At 71.3% G+C, this 17,563-nt stretch carries 16 protein-coding genes; 6 read left to right on the forward strand and 10 right to left on the reverse strand.

Translation table 11 applies throughout. From position 1 onward, the window contains the following. The first annotated feature begins 281 nt into the window (after window positions 1–281). The 3 genes from ACFZB9_RS35325 (at window position 282) to ACFZB9_RS35335 (ending at window position 6,761) form a co-directional block, all read left to right on the forward strand. Window positions 282–2,051, forward strand: coding sequence for a cation:proton antiporter (locus ACFZB9_RS35325; RefSeq protein ID WP_391454050.1), 1,770 nt, complete (start codon window positions 282–284; stop codon window positions 2,049–2,051). A gap of 382 nt (window positions 2,052–2,433) precedes the next feature. Beyond that, complete coding sequence (locus ACFZB9_RS35330; protein WP_391454052.1) at window positions 2,434–6,399, forward strand: RICIN domain-containing protein; 3,966 nt, start codon at window positions 2,434–2,436, stop codon at window positions 6,397–6,399. Continuing rightward, complete coding sequence (locus ACFZB9_RS35335; protein ID WP_391454056.1) at window positions 6,399–6,761, forward strand: hypothetical protein; 363 nt, start codon at window positions 6,399–6,401, stop codon at window positions 6,759–6,761. Before ACFZB9_RS35330 ends, ACFZB9_RS35335 begins: the two co-directional genes overlap by 1 nt. A 411-nt stretch (window positions 6,762–7,172) precedes the next feature. Here ACFZB9_RS35335 and ACFZB9_RS35340 read toward each other — a convergent pair whose 3' ends face one another. The 4 genes from ACFZB9_RS35340 to ACFZB9_RS35355 form a co-directional block, all read right to left on the reverse strand. Next, window positions 7,173–7,781: a TetR/AcrR family transcriptional regulator gene (locus ACFZB9_RS35340; protein WP_391454058.1), complete on the reverse strand. Its 609-nt coding sequence runs from the start codon at window positions 7,779–7,781 to the stop codon at window positions 7,173–7,175. Window positions 7,782–7,806: 25 nt separating this feature from the next. Further along, on the reverse strand, window positions 7,807–8,235 hold the full coding sequence (locus ACFZB9_RS35345) for a hypothetical protein (RefSeq protein WP_391454060.1): 429 nt from the start codon (window positions 8,233–8,235) through the stop codon (window positions 7,807–7,809). A gap of 10 nt (window positions 8,236–8,245) precedes the next feature. Then, entirely contained in the window at window positions 8,246–8,551 is a 306-nt protein-coding gene (locus tag ACFZB9_RS35350; protein WP_391454062.1) for a hypothetical protein, read from the reverse strand. 246 nt (window positions 8,552–8,797) lie between these two features. Then, entirely contained in the window at window positions 8,798–9,286 is a 489-nt protein-coding gene (locus ACFZB9_RS35355; RefSeq protein WP_391454064.1) for an SHOCT domain-containing protein, read from the reverse strand. Window positions 9,287–9,526: 240 nt separating this feature from the next. Between ACFZB9_RS35355 and ACFZB9_RS35360 the strand changes: the two genes are divergently transcribed. Then, window positions 9,527–10,456, forward strand: a complete 930-nt coding sequence (locus ACFZB9_RS35360) for an MBL fold metallo-hydrolase (RefSeq protein ID WP_391454066.1) — start codon at window positions 9,527–9,529, stop codon at window positions 10,454–10,456. A 132-nt stretch (window positions 10,457–10,588) separates the two neighbouring features. Here ACFZB9_RS35360 and ACFZB9_RS35365 read toward each other — a convergent pair whose 3' ends face one another. The 4 genes from ACFZB9_RS35365 to ACFZB9_RS35380 form a co-directional block, all read right to left on the reverse strand. Continuing rightward, window positions 10,589–10,864: a hypothetical protein gene (locus tag ACFZB9_RS35365; RefSeq protein ID WP_391454133.1), complete on the reverse strand. Its 276-nt coding sequence runs from the start codon at window positions 10,862–10,864 to the stop codon at window positions 10,589–10,591. Window positions 10,865–10,992: 128 nt separating this feature from the next. Continuing rightward, the gene (locus tag ACFZB9_RS35370) at window positions 10,993–11,259 is read right to left on the reverse strand and encodes a hypothetical protein (protein ID WP_391454068.1); all 267 of its coding nucleotides are present in this window, start codon (window positions 11,257–11,259) and stop codon (window positions 10,993–10,995) included. Further along, window positions 11,256–11,654, reverse strand: coding sequence for a TNT domain-containing protein (locus ACFZB9_RS35375; RefSeq protein ID WP_391454135.1), 399 nt, complete (start codon window positions 11,652–11,654; stop codon window positions 11,256–11,258). The genes ACFZB9_RS35370 and ACFZB9_RS35375 overlap by 4 nt, the downstream gene beginning before the upstream one ends. 119 nt (window positions 11,655–11,773) lie before the next feature. Then, window positions 11,774–12,217, reverse strand: coding sequence for a hypothetical protein (locus ACFZB9_RS35380; RefSeq protein WP_391454070.1), 444 nt, complete (start codon window positions 12,215–12,217; stop codon window positions 11,774–11,776). Between the two features lie 239 nt (window positions 12,218–12,456). On the opposite strand from ACFZB9_RS35380, the gene ACFZB9_RS35385 reads away from it, so the two are divergent. Continuing rightward, window positions 12,457–14,457 carry a GTP-binding protein gene (locus ACFZB9_RS35385; protein WP_391454072.1) on the forward strand — a complete coding sequence of 667 codons (2,001 nt, stop codon included), beginning with the start codon at window positions 12,457–12,459 and terminating at the stop codon, window positions 14,455–14,457. A 32-nt stretch (window positions 14,458–14,489) separates the two neighbouring features. Then, window positions 14,490–15,227, forward strand: coding sequence for a class I SAM-dependent methyltransferase (locus ACFZB9_RS35390; protein WP_391454074.1), 738 nt, complete (start codon window positions 14,490–14,492; stop codon window positions 15,225–15,227). Window positions 15,228–15,485: 258 nt separating this feature from the next. Here the strand turns inward: ACFZB9_RS35390 and ACFZB9_RS35395 are convergent, their stop codons facing one another. Both ACFZB9_RS35395 and ACFZB9_RS35400 read right to left on the reverse strand, forming a co-directional pair. Beyond that, the gene (locus tag ACFZB9_RS35395) at window positions 15,486–16,040 is read right to left on the reverse strand and encodes a DedA family protein (protein ID WP_391454076.1); all 555 of its coding nucleotides are present in this window, start codon (window positions 16,038–16,040) and stop codon (window positions 15,486–15,488) included. Between the two features lie 50 nt (window positions 16,041–16,090). Then, complete coding sequence (locus ACFZB9_RS35400) at window positions 16,091–17,473, reverse strand: cation:dicarboxylate symporter family transporter (protein WP_391454078.1); 1,383 nt, start codon at window positions 17,471–17,473, stop codon at window positions 16,091–16,093. Window positions 17,474–17,563 lie beyond the last annotated feature (90 nt).

Consider the following 17,563-nt stretch of genomic DNA (forward strand, 5'->3'; position numbering starts at 1 on the left):
CCGCCCACATCACCGCCCGCCTGCACACCTTCCGCTGACCGCCTCCCGCCGACCCACACGACCCGCCAACGGCGACCCGCTAACGCCGACCCGCGCGCTCCAGCCCCCCTCGCCGCCGCCCGGGGGCTGGAGCGCCACCACGCGCCACCACCGCCGCCCCCGCCCCGGGATCCCCGCCGGGCGGCCGCTCCGGTGAGATGCTCGACCCGTCGCGCCGCCCCTGACCTGGGCGGCGTCCGGACCACGGGCACACCCCCCGACAGAGCGAGGGAACGGCGCGGATGACGTCGCAGCAGATCTTCATCGGGGCGGGCCTGATCGTGGTGCTCGCGGTGGGCGGGCAGGTGCTGGCGGCCAGGCTGCGGATCCCGGCGATCATCGTGCTGCTGCCCCTGGGGTTCGCCGCGGGCGCGATCACCGACGACGTCCACCCGGACCGCATCCTCGGGCCGGCGTTCTCCCCGCTCGTCTCGCTGGCCGTCGCGGTGGTCCTCTACGACGCGGGCCTGGGGCTGGACCTGCGCCACCTGCGCGGCGACACCCGGCGGGTGGTGAACCGCCTGGTGTGGGGCGGCCTGCTGCTGACCACCACGATCGCGGGGCTCACCGCGGCCCCGCTGCTGGGGCTCTCGGCCCAGGCGGCCGCCATGCTCGGGGTGATCCTGGTGGTGTCCGGCCCCACCGTGGTCGGGCCGCTGCTGACCTTCGTCCGGCCGGAGGTGCGGCTGCAGCGGATCCTGCTCTGGGAGGGCTCGCTGATCGACGCCGTCGGCGGCATCGCCGGCGCGCTGGTCTTCCACGCACTGCTCAACGACCACCGGCACGGCCTGGGGGCCGGCAGCGGGCAGTTCCTGGCCAGTACCGGCCTGGGCCTGCTCGGTGGCGCGGTCGGCATCGCGCTGCTCCGGTGCCTGCTGGTGCGCCTGCGGCTGGGCGAGATCCTGGGCACCACCGTTCAGCTGGCGGTCGTGATCGGCGTCGCCGCCGGCTGCGACGCGATCCGCGACGACACCGGGCTGATCGCGGCGATCGTGATGGGCGTGGCCGTAGCGACCCTGCCCGCCTTCGAACTCGCCATCCGGCGCCCGTTTTTCGAGGCGCTGGTCTCGTTGGTGGTCGGTGTGCTGTTCATCGCGATCTCCGCCACCGTGACCTGGTCCTCGCTGCGGCCCGTCGTCCTGCCCGCGCTGGGCCTGGTGGCCGTGCTGGTGGTGCTCGCCCGTCCGCTGCTCGCCGCCCTCTGCACGGTCGGCACCGGCCTCTCCCAGGACGAGCGGGCGTTCCTGGGCTGGATGGCGCCGCGCGGCATCGTCGCGGCGGCCACCGCGGCCACGTTCTCGGCCGAACTCGCCGCGGCCGGGATCGGCGGCGCCGAGAAGATCCTGCCCGCCACCTTCGTGGTGATCGTCGCGACCGTCACCCTCTACGGCCTCACCGCGCCCCCGGTGGCCCGGCTGCTGGAGGTGGTGCGCCCCGCCCGTTCCCGGCCGCTGCTGGTGGGCGGCGACCCGTGGGTGGTGGAGCTCGGACGCCTGCTGCGCGCGGCGGGGCTGGAGGCGCTCATGTGGGCCGGGCGCACCGCGCAGCGCGAGCGGATCGCCGCGGCCGGTCTCGACCTGGCCGAGGGCGACCTGTTGGCCTGCGCGAGCGGGGAGGGCGCCGAGAGCGAGAGCATCACCGCCGTCTATCTGCTCACCGCCGACGACGAGTTCAACGCCCTGGCGGCCGTGCTGCTGGCGCAGGACGAGGGCCGGGAGGTCTACCGGCTGGCCCCGGCCGAGCCGATGCAGCACGGTGCCGAGGCCGGCCCGGGCGGCACCGTGCTGTTCGGCGCCGGGCTGACGGGTGCCGAGCTGGCCGGCCGGTTCGCCCACGGCGCCCGGATCACCACCCGGCCCGCCGCGGCCGAGCTCCCGCCCGGCCACGACCTGCTCTTCACCGTGGCCCCGGACGGCCGCCTGCTCCCGAGCCCCGACGAGAAACCGGGCCCCGACGAGAGACCGGGCGCCGCCCTGCAGATCCTGCTCGGCCCGGCAGTGGGCAGAGAGTAGCGACGTCGAGGGGGACGCCACCCTCGAATTGACAGGTGTACTTGCCCACGCGGGGCGACTACTCCCGGCGGGCCTGGCGCCGTCGCCTCGGAGGTATCCCTACCTGAGTGGGCGAATGTTGGGCGGGAGCCCACCCCGGGTGGCTGGCCCGGATGCCATCCGAGCGTGGGCGGGCTATCGAGGTCTGGCGCGGTGAGCGGTTGGCTTCCGGTCAGGTCTGACATGACGACGCTCGGTTGTGCCCCTCTAGTGTTCATCAGGTAATGGCACATCAGGTGTTATGGGAAATAGCACCCTAATTGTCCGATGTGATCGATACTCAGAATCCTGTTGCCCTCGGGGTTTCTTAAGGAAATACTAAGAACTCGCGCTTGGGGCTTGCATGTTCTGGCGCGCCCAGGGCGCACTCATGTGCACCCAGGGGGGATGGTTCGCGAGGTTCCCGGATCCGCAGAGCGACCCGGACTACCTGCGTGACGCCAGCGAGTACAGCGCCTGGGATGCCTCCGGTCACGGGCAGGGCTGGGGCGCCGACGCGGTGCGTCTGTTCCTGGCGAACGGTGGCTACCCGCGCAGCGCGCCGCAGCCGGGGACGGCCGAGTACCGCGTGGCGGTGGAGGACTTCAAGGCGAAGTTCGCCTCCTGCTTCAGCGCGAACCCGGACGGGCTGGACCCGAACAAGGTGCTCGGCCAGGAGGTGCAGAGCGCGGCCACCGAGTGGCAGGCGGAGATCGCCTCCCAGCAGGCGCAGCGCGACACGATCCTGACCCAGGCCGCGAAGGCGACTCTCGCGCTGCGCACCGGTGCGGATGCGCTGGGCTCGGCGCTCGGTCAGTCCTGGGTCGCGGACCGGTTGAGCCGGTGGCAGGCGTACTTCTCTCCCGGGGGGCTGGGTACGGCCGGCCGGGGGCCGATGACTTTTCATCTGCACACCGCGTCGGGCAACTGTCTGGACGTGGCGCAGAGCAACCCGGCCAACGGGACGACCGTCCAGGCCTGGGGATGCAACAGCAGCCCCGCCCAGCAGTGGCGGCCCACCGACCAGGGGTGGCTGCAGAACGCGGCGACCAACAAGTGCCTGGACGTGGACGGCAACAACGGTCCGCAGCGCGACGGCACCCGGGTGCAGATCTACGACTGCAACGGCACCGCCTCCCAGCACTGGCAGTGGAGCACGACCAACGGCCTGACGCGCCTGTACAACGTGGGCTCCACGCTCTGCCTGGACCTGCACACCTCCGACTGGGGCCAGGCGGCCCAGGTGTGGGACTGCAACGGCACCGGACCGCAGCAGTTCGACGTCCAGCAGGACAACACCGGCACCGGCAGCGGCGACCAGAACATCAACTTCCCCAAGCAGGCCGAGTTCGACCGGGTGCGCAACGAGCTGCCCACCACTCAGCAGGTGGCCAAGGCGCAGTGGCAGATCACCCAGCAGCAGGCGGCGATCGCGCAGCAGGCGGCTGATGCGACCGTGCAGGCGCAGCAGCAGGCCTATGCGATCGCGGATGCGGCCGGTGCGCCGCGCGGGCGCGCTCTGCTGGCCGGTCAGCAGCAGGCGCAGGTGACGCTGGCCACGGCGGCCGCGCTGACGGCGGTGTCGAAGGCGGCGGAGACCACCTACAACGCCACCCTGGCCTCCGGCGCGGACGCGCAGACCCTGCAGCAGCTGGCCCGGACCCAGACGCACGCCGCGCAGGCGGCCTTCCGTAGTGCTGCGGCGCAGGCGGCCGCCGACCAGGCGCAGGCCGAGGCGAACGGTGCGGCCACGCAGGCGCAGAAGGCGGCGCAGGACGCCAAGGACGCGCAGGCCGCGCTGACCACCGCGCAAGGCGCCGAGCAGAACGCGAAGCAGGCGGCCGACACCGCGCACGCCAAGCGCCAGGCGGCGGAGACGGCGCAGGCCACCGCGGCCGACGCCAAGAACAAGGCAGCCACCGCGCAGACCAAGACGGCCACCGACAAGGCCACCGCCCAGTCCAAGGCGGATGCGGCAGCCAAGGCCACTGCGGCAGCACAGTCCGCCGCGACGACGGCCGGCCAGCAGAAGACGGCCGCTCAGCAGGCGGACCACGCCGCACAGGACGCTCGGTCCAAGGCTGCGGACGCCGAACAGCGGCACGACGCCGTGGCCGCCCAAGCCCAGGCCGCCGACGCCTACGCGGCGGCCCAGGCGGCCGGCCCCGACGCGAAGGCCGCCAAGGACGCGGCCACCCAGGCTCACAAGGATGCTGACACGGCGGCCGCCGACGCCGGCCAAGCAGGCAAGGCAGCCGCCCAGGCAACCACCGACGCGATGACAGCGGACGCCCAGGCGGTCCGCGCCCAGGGCGCGGCCGCCCAGGCGCAGAGCGACGCCGCTGACGCCGCCGCCGCCAAGTCCACCGCCGACGCGGCCGTACGCACCGACCAGTTCGCCGTCGCGGACGCGATGTCCGCCTCCGATCGAGCCAGCGGTGACGCGATCGCCGCCCAGCAGGACGCCGCCAGCGCCCAGGCGCAGGCCGACTCGGCCAAGACCAACGCTGCCCAGGCCTGGGCCCAGGCCGCCCAGGCGAAGGACACCGCCGCCTCAGCCGCCGGATACGCCTACGCCACCGCCCAGGCGGCCAGCGCGGCGGCTTCCTCGGCCAAGCAGGTCGCCCAGCCGGCCAACGACGCCATCCAACTCGGCGCCCCGTACCAGGACAGCGACTTCTCGGCGAACCTCGCGGTGCTGGCCGGGCAGGGCGCCAAGACGATCGCCGACCACCAGCAGGCCCTGGCACAGGCCAAAGCCGACCAGGCCCAGCAGGCCGCCGACCAGGCCTCCTCACTGGCCAACGCCGCCACCGGCGACGCCCAGGCCGCCGACCAGGCATCAGCCCGGGCGGCAGGCTCGGCCGCCAAGGCCCAGGCATCGGCCAAGGACGCCCTGGCCTCCGCCGCCACCGCCGCCCAGGCGCTGACCGACACCCAGGCCTCACAGGCACGCACCATCGCCTACGACACCCAGGCCGCCGGCGATGCGACGGCCGCCCAGACGGCGGCCACCAGCGCGACCGGCGCGGCCACCGACGCGCGAGCTTCGGCGGTCGTGGCCGCGGCCGACGCCGACAAGGCCACGATCGCCGCCGGCAACGCGCGTGACCTGGCCGCCACCGCCCGCACCGCCGCCGACCAGGCGACCAAGGACGCGACCACCGCCGCAGCCGCCGCCAAGGACGCCAACACCCAAGCTGCCGCGGCCCAGCGCAACGAGGCGGTCCAGCAACAGCAGCTCCAGCAGCAGGTTCTCAGCGGTTCCGGACCGACCGGCATCCAGGACGTGGTCGCCTTCACCGCGTTCAACGACACACCCGACGTGCCGGCCTGGACCTGCTCGTTCACCGGGAAGGTCGGTGACCCCAACGCCGCCTGCCACATCCCGGTACACCACCACATCACCGGCAAAGTCGTCTACATCCTCATCTCCTGCACCGACTCGGCGAACTGCCAGCAGACCGCACGGCTCGACGTGCTGGACGTGCGCCCCGTCGACACGGTGATCAACGGCACCATCGACATCACCGCCAAGGAGATGTTCGACCAAGCCCTCAAGACCGCCGAGGACCTGCTCGTCGGCGACATCGAGAGCTGCGCCCACCTGCGACTGCCCAGCGCCCGCTGCACTCTCTTCGTCGGCATGCTCGCCGCCCCGACGGTACTCAAGACCGGTGCTGAGGCCGTCATGGCCTGGCGACTGGCCGAGCGCACCGGCCAGGGCCTGGTCGAGGCCTGGAGCGCCGTCCGCGGCGCGGGCCTGGGCTCGCAGGTGATGGCCCGACTGCAGGCCGAGTACGACACCGACCAGGCGTACAAGGGACTGGCGGACCAGCTGCAGGCGGCGGGCAAGCTCGGCCCATCGAGCCTGTCCGGCGAGGTGACCGAGCTGACCCAGGGCTACCGTCCCTTCGGCAACCTCTCCCGCGAAGAGTTCGTGGAGAAGTACTGGGACCCGGACAAGGTCAACTGGAACAGTTCCAAGGGCAACTGGCGGTACCCGCCGGACGACGGCGTGGTCCCTGGCACCGTGCACCCGGCGGTGCCAAAGGTCGGCGACCTGTGGGACCGCTTCGGCGACCCCGAGTTCGGCAAGTACCTCTCCCCGGAGGGCACCTCATACTCCGAGCGGGCGATCCCTCCCTCGAACCTGAGCGGCGGCTACCACGTCTATCAGTGGCTCAAGGTCCCGGACGCCGCGGCGGGTGAGATCATGCAGAGCGAGGTGGCGCCCTGGTTCGAGCAGGCAGGTGGCGGTATCCAGTTCCAGACCACACAGGATGTCCGCTGGCTGCTCGATCACTTCTACCTGAAGGAGGTGCACTGATGGATCACCAGCAGTTGTTGGCCGCATTGCGGGAGGCCGGAGTGGATAACCGGTCGTTCTGCATCCGGGGCCAGGCCCTGCCCGGCTGGTTCGGCGAGGGCGGCGTACTCGACCAGGGTGAGGACGGTCGGTGGTACGTCGGCGGTGTGGAGCGCGGAAAGCTGGAGATCGCCCAGTGGTTCGACTCCGAGGAGGATGCCTGCCGACACGTCTACGAGTTGCTGACACGACCCCGCCCCGCAGTTCGTGAGCGCACCCCCGAGGAGCGGGCAGCGGACCGTCAGCGCTCCCAGCAGCGCCGCGAGGAGCTGAATCGAGAGATGGCCGCCCGGAAGGCTCAGCAACAGAACAACGGCAACTGACCTGCCCTCGCGGCAGCAGCGCGCTGCATGCGTGAGCAAGGACGGCACCCCCACCGGCTGGAACAGTGGGGGTGCCGTCCTTCGAGGCGGACCGACGGTGTGCAACGTACGGCCACGCCCGGCCTGGCGGGGATCTGTCGTCCCGACAAAGCCAACAGCCCCCGACACCCAGATCATTCGGCAACCTCTCACGCGAAGGGTTCGTGACGAAGTACTGGAACCCGTCCGCCTGGACAGATGCCCACGGTGCAGGCCGCGCCGGATGGCGCTACCCGGACAACTACGCCGTCGACGGCACCAGGAGCATGCCGGCGCCCGCCCCCGCGCGGCCCGCTGACCGCGCCCTGACACGCCGTGGCCCAGAGCCCCCATCCGGGGGCTGGGCCACCGGCGTTCCTGCCTCCGCCCTGGTCAGTGCGGCAGGGGAGCGGCGGGGTCGGCCGGCAGGAGTGGGCGCAGCGCGCCGAGGACGGCGCCGACGCAGACATCGCGCAGCTCGGTGCGGGTGCAGGTCTGCTCGGTGAGCCAGTCCACGCAGAGGATCTGGACGAAGACCAGCCAGCTCTTCAGCACGCCGGAGACCGCCTCGCGGGTGGACGCGTCGGCGAGTGGCAGCACGGTGAGCAGCCGGGCGCGCAGCGCGTCCAGCTCGTTGGTCATGATGGTCTGGATCACCGGGTCGCCGGCCAGCACCCGATTGGCGGCGAGGACGGCGTTGCGGTTGGCGACGAAGTAGTCGAGGTGGACGTCCAGGCCCTGGACGAGCTGCTCCACCAGGGAGTCCGTGGGATCGATCCGGGTCTCGACGAGCAGCCGGTCCGAGGCCTGCCGGTACACCGCCGCGAAGAGCGCGTGCTTGCTCGGGAAGTGACGGTAGAGCAGCGCCCGGGAGACGCCCGCCGTTTCGGCCACCCGCTCCATCTGCACGTCGTCGTAGGGGTGGGCGGCGAACAGCCGCGCGCCGACGGCCAGTAACTGGGCTCGGCGGTCGGCGGGGGTCAGGCGCTGGCGGGGAGGCATGGGGTGCAGCTTACTTGACATGTGTCTACTGCAGCGAGGCGTCCGCGTCCAACGGGTGGAACGGTGAGACCAGCACGTACTCCGGCTCGCCCTCCTCGTCGTAGCCGGTGCCCCGGGCGATCACGAACTGGTAGCCGCACGGCAGTTCGCGTTCGTGGTACTCGCGGCGGACGGCGACCTCGACGAAGTCGCGCAGCACCCGGTAGGCGGGGACGCTCGTGAGGTCGAGGCCGGCCGGGCCCAGGCGCGGGATCAGCTCCGCGCAGAGGTCGAACATCGCCTTGTCGCGCCGCCGTTCGGGGAACCAGACGCTCTGCCGCCAGGTGCGCTCGGCGATCGGGTTGGTCTGCGGCCAGGCGGTGCCGGCCTCGTCGGCGAGCCGCACCCGGTGCAGCAGGTGGACGTCGTGCTGGGCCGGTTCGGGGGCGAAGAAGCGCCAGTTGGGGATGAGCACGCCGAACCGGTCATGGCGCCGCAGCCGTGTGCGGCAGCCGGGTGGCCCGTGGGCCGGCGGCCAGGTCGAGTGCCCGCAGCAGCCGGGGCGAGCTGGGGGCCGCCAGCGCCTGCCGGGTCGCGGCCCAGTGGTGCAGTCCGCCGAACTCCCGGTCCTGCGGACGGCTGAGGTACTCCAGGCTCGCTATCAGGTGAGTGACGGAGCTGACCCGCTCGGTGACGGTGAGCGTCCGTGCGCGATCGAGCGTGCCGAGCGCCGCGGGACGCAGGGCGCCCCGGCCCCGGCGTGCCGCCGACGGTATCCGAACCGGCTTCATTCTTCCCTTCCGGCGGCTTCACAGGGTTTGTGGGGCCGCCGCAGGGGATGGCGGCGTTCGTGCCACCCCGGTGTTGATCAGTCTCTGGTGAGGCCTGAAGGCGTGTCAACTGAAGTGAATAAAGATATTTGATTCACTTATCTCAGCTGACACGATGAATCCCCGCGGCCGGCCGGGCGGCCCTTGGCCGGCCACGACGTATGGCCGGCCGGCCGGCTCCGTTCATGGGGGCGGGGACGGGCCTGCTCAGCCCGTACCGGCGCCGGTGCCACCGGGGCCGGTACCCGTGGCGCCGGCGCCGGCGCCCGCGCCCGCGCCCGTGCTCGTGCCGGTGCCCAGGACCCGGTCCTTGGCCGCCTGGTACTCCTGTTCGCTCAGTGCGCCACTGGCCTTGAGATCGGCGAGTCTGGCCAGCTGATCGACATGGGAGGCCGATCCACCGCCCTCGGATGTCCCGGCCGCGTCGCGGATGTACTGCTTGACCTGCTCGTCCGCCTTCAGGGCCTGCTGGCGATCGCGTTCGCCCATCGACTTGCCGCGCACGATCACGTAGAGCAGCACGCCGAGGAAGGGCAGCACGATGACGAGGATGATCCAGCCGGCCTTGGCCAGGCCGCTCATGTCGTGGCTGCGGAAGACGTCGGAGATGACCTTGAAGAGGAGGAAAAGCCACAGGACCCAGAGGAAGAACTCCAGCATGGTCCAGAAGAGGTTGAGCATGGGGTAATTGGTCATGTCGGCTCCTGGTGCGGTTCGACCTGCCCGAGCGGACATTTCAGGCATATCAGCCGCGCGGCGCACCGGCGACCGCTGGCGGCGACCGCTGGCGGAGCCGGCCCGCTGCGGCCGGCGGGCCGGGGCCCGCGAAATCCTGCTGCCCGCTGCTGTTCCCAGCGGCACCGAGCGACGACACACTGTGCAGCTATGATGATCAACCAGGACGTTCTTCCGATAGCTGACGGTGTCTACGCCCGCATGACCACTCCCAGCGCCGGCTGGGGCCTCTCCAACGGCGGGCTCATCGCCTGCCCCAGCGGCCCGGCCGCCTGGGTCGACGCCCCGTACGACCGGCGCCTGGCCGAGGAGTTCCTCGCCGCGAGTGCCCCGCTGCTCGCGCCCGGCGGCACCGTCGACTCCGTCTTCGTCACCCACGGCAACGGCGACCACCTGTGGGGCGCCTCGGTGCTGCCGGAGGCGGAGATCATCGCCACCGAGGAGACGGTCCACCACATCGAGTTCGACCCCGACCCGGCCACCATGCGCACGTTGGTCCACAGCGGCGCCACCGACCCGGTCACCCGCTACCTGCTGCGGCACTTCGGCGGGTTCGACTGGTCGGACTGCGTGCCGGTGCTGCCCACCCGGACCTTCACCGGCGAACTGGAGCTCAACGTCGGCCGGATACCCGTTCGACTGCGCCCGGTCGGTCCCGCGCACACCGGCGGCGACCTGATCGTCCACCTGCCCGAGCAGCAGGTCGTCTTCGCCGGCGACGTCATCTTCGCGAGCACCGACGAGCAGCCGGGCGACCACGTGGTGCACTGGGCCGGCCCGCTGTCCGGGATCATCAAGGCCTGCCAGGACATCCTGGACACCGGGGCGCGGACCATCGTCCCCGGCCACGGCCCGCTGCTGGACCGCGCCGGGGTGCTCGCCCACATCTCCTACCTGGAGTACCTCGCCGAGCGGGCCCAGGCCCTGCACAGCGCCGGGCTCACCGCCTACGAGGCGGCCCGGCAACTGGCGACCGAGCGCCGCTACCCGGAACTCGGCCTGGTGGAACGCCTGCTGGTCACCCTCAGCAGCGAGTACCGGTACCTGGACGGCAGCACCGAGACCCCCAACCCGCTCCAGATCGCCGGCCAGATGGCGCAGCTGGCCTGGGAACTGGAGGAGTCGGCCTGAGCCCACCCGGGCACCGCGAATCGTCAGAGCGACCTAGCTGGGAATGCGTGCCGATGGGACAGCGCCTCGAAGGAATGCTGTTGCCCAGCGCCTTTCCGGGGGCCCATCCAGCAGCCTGGGCCTGGGCTTTGGTCACATAATTAGACGGAAGCCTGCCCGTTTTTGAAGGCTCTCGATCAACGGTTTTGCAGACTCTGCAGCAGCAAGGCTATTCTCCAGCTCGAAACAGGTCGAGTTGTGAACCAGCACTGGTGCATTGCCAGCCAGCACATAGAACGTGTGGAGATCAGCGACGGTCAGGTCGTAGACCGTTGTTGACGGGAGTCCCTGCTGGTCGTTGATGCCGGTGACGGTACGGGTTGAGCCGTCCGGTGTCCGGACACTTGACCTCCTCGATGTACTTGTCAGTGAGCAGCCCTATGGCCTGCCCGTGACGTGGCTGAGGAAAGAGGACGACGGCCTCACCGGTCGACACCGAAAGTGCGGCGCCCCCGCCGGGAAGTCCGGCGGGGGCGCCGCTATCAGTCAGGCACCACTCAGTTGGCCTGTCGCATGGTCCACTGCCGCATCACCTTCTGGTGGATATACGCGCAGGCGTCATCCTCCGAGTCGAAGCTCGCCTCGACCCAGTGCTCGCCGCGCTCCCAGACGTCGACCGACCAGTGCCCGTCAGCGCTTTCGACCAGGATCGGCACGGCCTCCAGCAGCGCGTCGAAGGTGGTCAGGTCCCGGGTGGCGATGCCATAGACAGTGTCGCTCACCCCGGCCTCACGCAGCGCCGCCACCAGTTCGTGATGGTTCATGAGCACTTCGTTCCGTTCTCGTAGACCAGATATCCCGCCAGGCAGAGGTCCGAGACGATCTTCTCCAGCTTGAACTGGGTCGCGCCACTGGCCTGCTCGAACCAGGGCGCCACCTTGCTCCGCTCGATGCTACCCGCGCCGGTCTCGTAGTCCTTGGCCCACTTGTAGCGCTGGTAGGGCAGTCCGAGGCTGTCCGGCGGGAGCGCCCGCTGGGCGAAACCGGCTCCCTCCGAAGCAGGTGAGAGCCAGCGTCCGTTGCTTTCGCCGAACCGGTCCCAGATCTCACCGGCCTTGATATCCCCGGATGCCAGCATGCTCTTGGTGCCGTCGACAGCGTAGTTGTCCGGGTAGCGCCGCAGGGGTCCCTGATCGTTACTGAAGGCCTGGCGCGGCATCGCCACCCGCTGCGACAAAACACCCGAAAGGCGCCTCGCAGGACTCCACCTACGAGCCTCGATGATCTGGATCGACGACCTCATACGATCATTCATCTGATCACAACATCACGCATGGCCTAGGCCGGCGGGAGGACCCGATGGCTCGGGTCCTCCTCCGGGGTGATCTCCCGCGGGCCCCGGGCGAAGGTGTGACAGAACTCCACCGCCTCCTCGAAGGTGATCGCCGGCAGCGGATCGGCGTCCGGCATCGGCACGGCGGCACCGATGGTGTACCGATGCCGCGTCACCTCGCCGGCCGGCACCGGCGGTTCGGCGGTGGTGAACGCCAACGGGCCGGTGGTGTCGCCCAGTTCCCCCGCGACGGTCCACTGCTCCCGCAGCTCCAGTACCCCGGGCTCCGGACACCGCCAGCGCAGCCGGGTCACGCAGAGCGAGTCCGCGTTGAACCACGCGCTCCACCCCCGCCCGTCGCCGAGCAGCCCCAGCTCGGAGGCCTCCATCACGCCATAGGAGAACGGCACACTGCTCCAGTGGCCGACCAGCAGCTCATCCAGGTCCACCTGGCCATCTTCGCACCGACCGCGAGCCGTAATTCGCTTGCCACCCTTTCCGGCCACCTGGTGCACTGCCCGTCGGCGTTCCATCGACCCATCGACCCAACGCCCCAACGCCCCATCGACCCAACGCCCCAACGCCCCATCGACCCATCGACCCCTTCGACCCAGGAGCACACCCATGCGGCTGTCGTCCACGTCCCTCGCTGCCGAAACCATCGCCGAATCGAAGGACGTGACACGCAGTGCACCTGTTGAACCTGGGAATCCTGGCGCACATCGACGCCGGTAAGACCAGCCTGACCGAGCGGCTGCTGCACGCCGCCGGAGTCATCGACGAGTTGGGCAGCGTCGACGACGGCAGTACCCGGACCGACTCGCTGGCGCTGGAACGGCAGCGCGGGATCACCATCAAGGCGGCGGTCGTGTCGTTCGCCGTCCGGGGAGCGACGGTCAACCTCATCGACACCCCCGGCCACCCGGACTTCATCGCCGAGGTGGAGCGGGTGCTCGGTGTGCTCGACGGCGCCGTGCTGGTCGTCTCGGCCGTCGAAGGCGTCCAGGCGCAGACCCGCGTGCTGATGCGCACGCTGGAGCGGCTGCGCATCCCGACCCTGCTCTTCGTGAACAAGATCGACCGTCGGGGCGCCGACCGCGACCGGGTGCTGCGCGAGATCGCCGAACGACTGACCCCGGCCCTCGTCCCGCTCGGGTCGGTGATCGGGAGCGGAACGCGCGAAGCGGCCTACGCCCCCTACGCCGACGCGGACCCCGCCTTCACCACCGCAATGGTGGACCGACTCGCCGAGCAGGACGACGAGTTCCTCGCCGCCTACCTCGCGGACGAGGCGGGCGCCTCGGCGGGCGGGCAGCTGCGGCAGCGGCTCGCGGCGCTGACCGGACGGGGCCTGCTCCACCCGGTGCTGTTCGGCTCGGCGATCACCGGCGCGGGCGTCGACGCGCTGCTCGACGGCATCGCCACGCTGCTGCCCGCCGCGGCGGGTGACGCCGGGGGTGAGCCCGGCGGCACGGTCTTCAAGGTGGAACGCGGACCGGCGGGGGAGAAGATCGCCTATGTCCGGATGTTCGAGGGGACCCTGCACACCCGCGACCGGGTGAGCTTCGGCGCGGGCGAGGACCGCCGTGCGGGCAAGGTCACCGCCATCGAGCTGTTCGAGGACGGCGCGTGCGTGCGGGCCGACTCGCTGGCCGCGGGCCGGATCGGCCGGCTCTGGGGCCTGGGCGAGGTGCGGGTCGGCGATCCGCTCGGCGCTGCGCCCGACCCGGCGGGCGAGCGGCGCCACTTCGCGCCGCCGACCCTGGAGACCGTCGTCGTCCCCCGGGACGGCACGGGCCGGCCCGCACTGCACCTCGCGCTGGCCCAACTCGCCGAACAGGACCCGCTGATCAACCTGCGGCAGGACGACCTGCGCGGCGAGGTGTCGGTCTCGCTGTACGGGGAGGTCCAGAAGGAGGTCATCCAGGCCACCCTCGCCGAGGAGTACGGGGTGGCGGTCGACTTCCGCGAGACCACCACCATCTGCGTCGAGCGCCTGGCGGGCGTCGGCTCGGCGGTGGAGGTCATCGCCAAGCCGCCGAACCCTTTCCTGGCCACCGTCGGGCTGCGCGTCGAGCCGGGCCCGCCCGGCTCCGGGGTGCGGTTCCGGCTGGCGGTCGAACTCGGCTCGCTGCCCCTGGCGTTCATCAAGACGGTGGAGGAGGGCGTCACCCGGACCCTGACCCAGGGGCTGCACGGCTGGCAGGTGCTGGACTGCACGGTGACCATGACGCACAGCGGCTACTGGGCCCGCCAGAGCCACTCCCATGGCTCCTTCGACGCCAGCATGTCCAGCACCGCCGGGGATTTCCGCAACCTCACGCCGCTGGTGCTCATGGCGGCGCTGCGGCAGGCCGGCACCACGGTGCACGAACCGGTGCACCGCTTCCGGCTGGAGCTTCCGAGCGACGCGTACGGCTCGGTGCTGCCGCTGCTGACCCGGCTCGGTGCCGTCCCGCACGCCCCGGTGCCGCACGGCACCGGCTGCCTGCTGGAGGGCGAGATCCCCGCCGCCGCGGTGCACCGGCTGGAGCAGCGGCTGCCCGGGCCGACCCGGGGCGAAGCCGTCCTCGCCTACGCCTTCGAGCGCTACCGGCCCGTCCAGGGCCCGGTCCCGGCCCGGCCGCGCACGGACCACAACCCGCTGGACCGCAAGGAGTACCTGCTGCACGTCCAGCGGCGGGTCTGACCGAATCACCCGTCAAGTGAAGGGAGAACATCATGGCCATCGAGGGCTACGACCCGATGGACAGCTTTCGCCAGGACACCGTCGACGGTTACGACGACCACCCGCGCGGGGACGAGGCGCAGACCGTCGCCCTCCTGGCGGAACTGGCCGCCGGCGGCACCGCGCTGGAACTCGCCATCGGCACCGGCCGGATCGCCCTGCCGCTCGCCGCACAGGGCGTGCGGGTCGAGGGGGTGGACCTGTCGCCCGAGATGCTGGCCGGCCTGCGCGCCAAGCCCGGCGGCGACGCACTGACGGTCGTGCTGGGCGACTTCGCCGAGGTGCCGGTCGAGGGCCGCTACCGGCTGGTCTACCTGGTGTACAACACGCTCTTCAACCTGCTGACCCAGGACGACCAGGTCCGCTGCTTCGAGAACGTCGCCGAACACCTGGACGACGAGGGACAGTTCGTGGTGGAGGCCTTCGTGCCCGGCTATCTGCACCGGCTGCGGGACCACCAGTACGTCGACGCCGAGCGCCTCGCCCTGGGTGAGGTCACACTCGACGTGGGGCGCCACGATCCGGTGGCGCAGCTGCTCGACGAGAGCCATGTGGTGCTCTCGGCGCAGGGCACCCGCGTCTTCCCGGTCGTCTGCCGCTACGCGTGGCCCAGCGAGCTGGACCTGATGGCCCGGATCGCCGGACTGCGGCTCAAGGAGCGCTGGGGCGGCTGGGCGCGCGAGCCGTTCACCGCCGGGAGCCGGAACTGCGTGTCGGTCTACGGGCGCTGAACACCGCCGCCGGGGCCGCCTGCCCGCGCGGGCGGCCCCGGGTTGCCGGAGCCCTATGCCTTGCGGTGCGACCAGCCACCGTGCGCGAAGCCGCCGTCGTGTCCTCCTCGGGCGCGCCCGGCGCCTGCACCACGCCGTCCAGGCTCAATGAAACTCGCTGATCACGATGCGCATGGGGGTTGCTCCTCGTCCTCGCTCCGGGGGTGACGGCAGAACTCCGGCAGCGAAGACCGCCGGGCCGCTCCAGCATGATCGTCATCATCGTGCACGGCGGCCGGCCCGCCATTTCGACACGGCGGCCTTGATGCCCAGGCCGATGGCGACCACCAGCACGACGCCGAACACGGCCTTGGTGCCGGCGGAGCCGATGCGCTCGGCGATCTCGGGGCCCAGGAAGTACGCGATCCCGGCATAGATGCCCAGCAGAACGGCCCCGGCGGTCAGGGCGCCGAGCATGAACAGCGCGAACCGGACGCGGAAGACCCCGGAGACGAAGGCCGGCAGGATCACCGAGGCCGTGAAGGTGCGCCTGCCGAAGGCCTCGTCCCCCTTGACCAGCAGCTTCCGGCGCTTCTTCGCGAACCATCCCGGCCGTTCGAGAAGCGCCCGTCCCTGCCGGAAGCCGACCGTGAAGCCGGCGACCGAGCCCCCCAGCCAGGCGGTCATCCCGATGCCGAGCACGATCCAGAGGTTGAGCTTGCCCTCGCCGGCCAGGGTGCCGGCCGCGATCAGGGAGGCCTCTCCGGGGCCCGGGAGACCGAATCCGCTGATCGCGACCAGCAGGAACAGGAGGACATACTCGGTGACGGTCATGGTCTCGCACCGCTCTCTCGCCCTGGCGGCTTGCTGGCTCCCAGTCTTCCTCAGACCCCCGCCGGCTGCGGGTCGGCCGCACCCGCCTGGGGCGCGGCGCCCGGGGCGGTGGCCGCGTCGGCCAGGACCAGCTCGTCGAACGGCGCCTGCCCGCCCAGCACCCGGTGCAGCTGGTCGTGGTCCAGCTCCTTGGTCCAGTGCCCGATCAGCACGGCCGCCACCGCGTTCCCCGCGAAGTTGGTCAGCGCACGGGCCTCCGACATGAAGCGGTCGATGCCCACGATCAGCCCGACGCCGTCGACCAGTTCGGGCCGGTGCGACTGCAGGCCGCCGGCCAGGGTGGCCAGGCCCGCGCCGGTGACCCCGGCCGCGCCCTTGCTGGCGATCACCATGAAGACGAGCAGCGAGAGCTGCTGGCCGAGCGACATCGGCTTGTCCATCGCCTGCGAGATGAAGATCGAGGACATGGTCAGGTAGATCGCGGTGCCGTCCAGGTTGAACGAGTAGCCGGTCGGCACGGTGATGCCCACCACCGGGCGGCTGACCCCGAGGTGCTCCAGCTTGGCGATCAGGCGCGGCAGCGCGCTCTCCGAGGAGGAGGTGGAGAGGATCAGCAGGAACTCCCGGCCCAGGTAGCGCAGCAGGGCGAGCACGTTGACGCCGGCCACCAGGCGCAGCAGCAGCCCGAGGACGACCACCACGAAGAGCACGCAGGTCAGGTAGAAGCCGATCATGATGACGGCCAGGCTCTTCAGGGCGGCGGTGCCGGTGGCGCCGACCACGGCGGCCATCGCGCCGAAGGCGCCGATCGGGGCCACCCACATGATCATCGACATGATCCGGAAGACCAGCCGCTGCAGGTGCTCGATGCCGCGCAGCACCGGCGCGCCGGCCGCGCCCATCGACTGCAGCGCGAAGCCGGCCAGCAGGGCGACCAGCAGGGTCTGCAGGACCTGGCCCTCGGTGAGCGCGGAGACCAGGGTGGTCGGGATGATCCCGAGCAGGAAGTCGCTCGCGCCGGTGGCCTGGCCCGCCACCGCCTGGGCGTGGCCCGCCTTGGCGAGCGCCGCGGTGAGGTGCAGTCCGGAGCCGGGCTCCAGCAGGTTGCCGACCACCAGGCCCAGGCCCAGGGCGATGGTGGAGGTGACCAGGAAGTAGCCCAGGGCCAGGCCGCCGACCCGGCCGACGCTGGCGGCCTTGCTCACCGAACCGACGCCCAGCACGATCGTGCAGAAGATCACCGGGCTGATCATCATCTTGATCAGGTTCACAAAAGCGGTGCCGACCGGCTTGAGCCCGACCGCGAAACCCGGTGCCAGCAGCCCGACCAGGATGCCCGCGACAACGGCGGCCAGCACCGCGAGATAGAGGTACTGGGTGCGGTCGGTCGCGCGTCTGGTCCGGCCGGTCCGGTCCGCTCCGGTGATTGCCATGGCTGTCGGCTCCTTTGCCTGGGGACGGCCCACGGGGGACGGGCCGCTCCGACTATCGGCGGCAGGCGTGACGACCGTCACGTTTGCGTT

Origin of the sequence: Kitasatospora sp. NPDC008050 (genome assembly GCF_042957465.1) — a bacterium.
In the GTDB taxonomy this organism is placed as follows: Bacteria; Actinomycetota; Actinomycetes; order Streptomycetales; family Streptomycetaceae; genus Kitasatospora.